4 protein-coding genes are annotated in these 4,869 nt (G+C 38.9%); 1 reads left to right on the top strand and 3 read right to left on the bottom strand.

The genetic code is table 11. The annotated features are described in order from the left end of the window. Positions 1-61: 61 nt before the first annotated feature. The 3 genes from RQ763_RS09515 to RQ763_RS09505 form a co-directional block, all read right to left on the bottom strand. On the bottom strand, positions 62-1,591 hold the full coding sequence (locus RQ763_RS09515; RefSeq protein WP_314152623.1) for a bifunctional GNAT family N-acetyltransferase/carbon-nitrogen hydrolase family protein: 1,530 nt from the start codon (positions 1,589-1,591) through the stop codon (positions 62-64). Between the two features lie 116 nt (positions 1,592-1,707). Then, the gene (flgG, locus tag RQ763_RS09510; RefSeq protein ID WP_314152622.1) at positions 1,708-2,496 is read right to left on the bottom strand and encodes a flagellar basal-body rod protein FlgG; all 789 of its coding nucleotides are present in this window, start codon (positions 2,494-2,496) and stop codon (positions 1,708-1,710) included. 12 nt (positions 2,497-2,508) lie between these two features. Then, positions 2,509-3,330 (bottom strand): flagellar hook-basal body protein, encoded by an 822-nt coding sequence (locus tag RQ763_RS09505; protein WP_314152621.1) that lies wholly within the window; start codon positions 3,328-3,330, stop codon positions 2,509-2,511. A gap of 233 nt (positions 3,331-3,563) precedes the next feature. Between RQ763_RS09505 and RQ763_RS09500 the strand changes: the two genes are divergently transcribed. Then, positions 3,564-4,869: sigma-70 factor domain-containing protein (locus RQ763_RS09500; RefSeq protein WP_314152619.1), on the top strand; the 1,306-nt coding region annotated here is incomplete at its 3' end.

Genomic DNA, 4,869 nt, shown 5'->3' with positions numbered 1-4,869 from the left:
ATTTTGCGATTATACCCAAAATGAAATTTTAGTTTTATAAAGAGTTTTTCTCATTTAAACATTACTTTTTAAACTTCACTTCGTATAGATCTTCTCTTCTGTCTTTTAAGTTTGTAACGCCGCCGAATGTGTGAAGCTCTTTTAAGAGATCCAAGTCAACATCCGCAACAAGAATCATCTCTGTGTTCGGCGTAGATTCAGCTTTTACGCCGTTTGATGGAAAGGCAAAGTCGCAGGGAGTAAATACCGCCGATTGCGCGTACTGTATATCCATATTGCTAACCTTTGGCAGGTTTCCTACGCACCCTGCAATAGCAACGTAGCACTCATTCTCTATCGCGCGTGCCTGTGAGCAGATTCTTACTCTTGAGTAGCCGTTTTGCGTGTCTGTTAAGAACGGCACAAAGAGTATCTCCATCCCCTCTTTTGCAAGCAATCTGCCAAGCTCCGGAAATTCTGTATCATAACAGATCAGCACGCCTATCTTTCCACAGTCCGTATTGAATGTTTTAATCTCATCAGAACCTTTTAAACCCCAGATTCGCTCCTCATCCGGCGTTACATGTATCTTGGAGTATTTCTCTGTGGTACCGTCGCGTCTACATAAAAAACCTACATTGTAGAGATGCCCATCAACGAGTTCAGGCATACTTCCTGTTATGATATTTATGTTGTACGAGATAGCCAGTCTTGAGAACTCATCACGAAATCTATCCGTATAACCTGCCAGTTCTCTTATTGCCTCTGCCTCGTTTAGATGGTTATATTTTGACATGAGCGGCGCATTGAAAAACTCTGGAAAGACTGCAAAGTCGCTTCTATAATTTGATACTGCGTTTATAAAATACTCCGCCTGCTCAAGCACCTCTTCTATGTTGTTGTACGGTCTTACCTGCCACTGAATAAGACCGAGCCTAATTACGGTCTTTTGTGTCAGCGGATTTTTCTTCGGTTGAGTATAGTAGATATTACTCCAGCCCAAGAGTGCTGCATATTCACAGCTCTCCTTATCTCCTTCAAGGTAGTTTTTAACAACACGTCTTACATTAAAATCATTTGAGAGCTGAAAATTTAGTACCGAGTCATCAATCTCTTTCTCTTTTACCTTTTGAATATACTCTCTTGGTGTTATCTCGTTTGCATATTTGGAGTAATTCGGCAACCTGCCCCCAAAAATTATCCCTTTTAAGTTAAGCTCTTCGCAGAGCTCTTTTCTATAGTCGTAAAGTCTTCTTCCAATCCTTAAGCCTCGGTATTTCTTGCTTACAAAAACATCAACGCCGTAAAGAATATTGCCAAGCGGATTAAATGTGTCAAATGTGTAGTTCCCAGTTATCTGTTTATATGTATGGTTGTCTTCAAATTTGTCATAATCAACAATCAAACTAAGCGCAAATCCTGCAAATTCGCCGTCAATTCTTATGCTTACCTGACCCTTTGGAAATTTAGTAATCAATCTTGAGAGCTCTTCTTTGCTCCATGTAGAATCTTTTAAGTGTCTATACTCATCTTTCATCAACTCGGCAACTTCTTTGTAGTCATCAACCTCTAAATAGTTTAATTCTATTTTCTCTATATTTTGTAAATTCATTAAAGTCCCCTATGGTATTAAGAATCGTATTGTACTTAAAGTAATTTTACAGTTGGTTATAAAGAAGAGTAATTCAGCTTGATATCAAATAGTATCAAGCTGCTTTTAGGAGTATATTATCTTTTTAGATTATTTGTGGTCTGAAGCATTTCATCACTTGTAGTGATTACTTTTGAGTTGGAATCATATGCGCGTTGACCGGTTATAAGGTCTGTAAGTTCTACAACAAGCTCAACGTTGCTCAGCTCAACAAAACCCTGTCTAAGCACTCCAAGACCATCAAGTCCTGGAGTTCCCTCAACAGGCTGTCCTGAGCTGTCCGTCTCTATGTATAGGTTATCTCCCATGGAGTGAAGACCTGCTGGGTTTATGAAGTTGGTTAATGTAACCTGCCCTACTTGAGTTGCTTGCGTCTGCCCTGGCTGAACAACGCTTACCGTACCATCCGTTCCTATGCTAACATTTGTCGCATCAGGCGGAATTACAACCTCTGGAACCATTCTGTATCCGTCACTATTTACGATGGTTCCGTTCTCATCTATCTTAAAAGCACCGTTTCTTGAATAAACCTCTGTTCCATCGGGAAGTTCAAGTTTAAAAAAACCTTTTCCGGTTACCGCTACATCAAGTTCATTGTCAGTCTGCTTTAAACTTCCCTCTGAAAAGATCTTGTTTATCGCCGTAGGTCTAACACCAAGACCCACTTCAATTCCAGTAGGGCTTTTAGTGACATCGCTTGTAGAGGTTCCTGCATACTCCATAACTTTGTACATCAGGTCGGCAAACTCTGCGCGGGACTTTTTAAAACCGATGGTATTTACGTTGGCAATATTGTTCGCCGTCGTATCTATTTGCGTCTGCATTCCCAACATTCCGGTTGAGGCAGTATAAAGTGATTGCATCATGGTCTAAACTCCTTAAGATTTTCTGGCAATTTTTTCAATTGCATCGCGGTTCATATCGTTCATCTGTGTATCCATTGCTTTTTGATACATCCCTACCAAACGGTTTGTCTCTATAAGCTGTGTCATCATCTTTACGGCATTTACATTGCTCTTCTCTACAAAACCCTGCATAACGGCTCCGTTCTCTTCAAGGCTTACAAGCTCTTCTTTGCCGTCATATCGGTAGAGGTTGTCCCCCTCTTTTTTCAAAAAAGCTATATTGTCGGGCTGTGCTACAAAGATTTTGGCATTTTGCGCAAAATTGGCACTGTTTGGCACGTTTGCGTAAATCTGTCCATTTTTATCTATCTCAACAACGCTCTCTTCTTGGTTTAGAACTATTGGTTGTTTTGTTTCAAAGTAGTCGCTTGGAAGCACTTCATAGCCATTTTTTGTTACAAGTCTCCCCTGGTCGTCTCTTGTAAAAGAGCCGTCTCTTGTAAATCTAACCCCATCAGGCGTTTTTACCAAAAAGAAAAGCCCCTCCCTAGAGAGAGCCATATCTAGCGGATTGTTGCTCTTTTGCATGTTACCTAAAGAGTGGTCGGTATATGCGTCAACAACTTGCGGAGCCTTGTTCATAGTCCTATTTAAAAACTGTGCAGCCTCTTTAGTGTGGTTTGCATTTGGCAGTTCATCTCTAGCCTCTTTATATAGACGCATAAAGTCACCGACTATAAGATTTTCCTCTTTAAAGCCTATTGTATTTACGTTGGCAAGATTGTTTGCGATAGTATCTAAACGGTTAAACTGAGTAACCATACCTGCTGCTGCTGAGTAGTATCCGCTTTGCATAAAGTACCTTTGAACAAATATTTTCAAGTTTAAAGCAAAGTGCGTTCCATTATATAAAACACCTTGAAATTCTCGAAAAAAAGTTTTTCGTAGCTTTAGGGGGTTGTAGGGACATTTGTCCCTGCCACTAAAACGGACGCGTTCGTTTTAGTGCGTAAAACAAGGATACATTAAGGGTATTTGGGTATAATCCACCTTTGAAAAATCTTATAGACCAACAAGGTGTATTTTATATGACAGCTAAAGAACTCAACAAAGCTATCGAATCATTCTTTGCCAATCAAAAACCAAAAGAGTGTCTAACTTACGAATCATTAATTGAACTTTTTGACAAACAGCCTACTACGGCGCAGGCGGCAAGTATATTCAAGCTTGCACAAAAACATAAATCTTGCATTTATACATCATCAGAGCATGCAAAACTTCTAAATGACAAAGAAGCAGAAGCTAGAAAAAATGCTCAAAGAAAGATGATTGAAAATAACGAAACAGACAGTTTCGATATACTAAAAGAGCATGAGCTCTTAGAGTGGTCACGTTCTGACTCTCCAGTTCGTATGTATCTTCGTGAAATGGGGCAGATTCCGCTTTTAACCAAAGAAGAAGAGATAGAGATTTCCAAAAAAATCGAAGGCGGTGAGAGCATTATCATAGATGCAATATGCTCAGTTCCATACTTAATCGATTTTATTTTAGACTACAAAGAGCCTCTTATAAACCGTGAAAGAAGAGTAAAAGAGCTCTTCAAAAGTTTTGAAGATGAAAAAGATGACGAGAACGATGACTCTGACAACAATGATGATGACAATGAAGATACAGAAGAAGAAACTGTTGAAAAAACATTTACAGTCAAAGATAAAACTAGAGTTGAAAAGGTTACTACAAGCTTTAAAGCTTTAGAAAAAGCTAAAAAAGAGTGGGTAAAACTAGCCGAAAAAGCACCTGAAAATCTTGACGGCGAACTTACTCAGGATATCATCCAGTACTTTTTATCAGTTACATACAAAAAAGGTATTTTAAAAGAGAAGTTACTAGATCTTGGTCCAACATCTAAACTTATCAATGAACTTGTAAAAGCAATGGAGACAGCGCTTAAGAGTGATGAGGGCTACGACAAAGAGCTCAAAAGATTGGAGTATAAACTTCCTCTGTTTAACTCGACACTAAAAGCAAATCATAAAGTTTTAGTTGAGAAAATTTGCGATTTAAATAAAGAAGATATCGCCGCTATGGTTCCAGAAGCTACTATGGTCAGCACGTACATGGAGATAAAGAAACTTGTTCAAACTAAAGAGGCGTCAAAAAATAGTTTTGATATGGAGCCGGAAAAACTCGCAGATATTTTAGAGCAGATTAAACGCGGTAAAAACATCTCTGAAATCTCAAAAACTAAGATGGCAAAATCAAACCTAAGACTTGTCGTCTCCATTGCAAAGAGATATACAAATCGCGGTCTTCCATTTCTTGATCTTATCCAAGAGGGAAATATCGGTCTTATGAAAGCTGTTGACAAGTTTGAGTACCAAAAAGGGTATAAGT

Source organism: Sulfurimonas sp., from assembly GCF_032250635.1.
In the GTDB taxonomy this organism is placed as follows: Bacteria; Campylobacterota; Campylobacteria; order Campylobacterales; family Sulfurimonadaceae; genus Sulfurimonas.
Note: the sequence above shows the minus strand (reverse complement) of the source record. Positions and strands in the feature narration are given on the sequence as shown.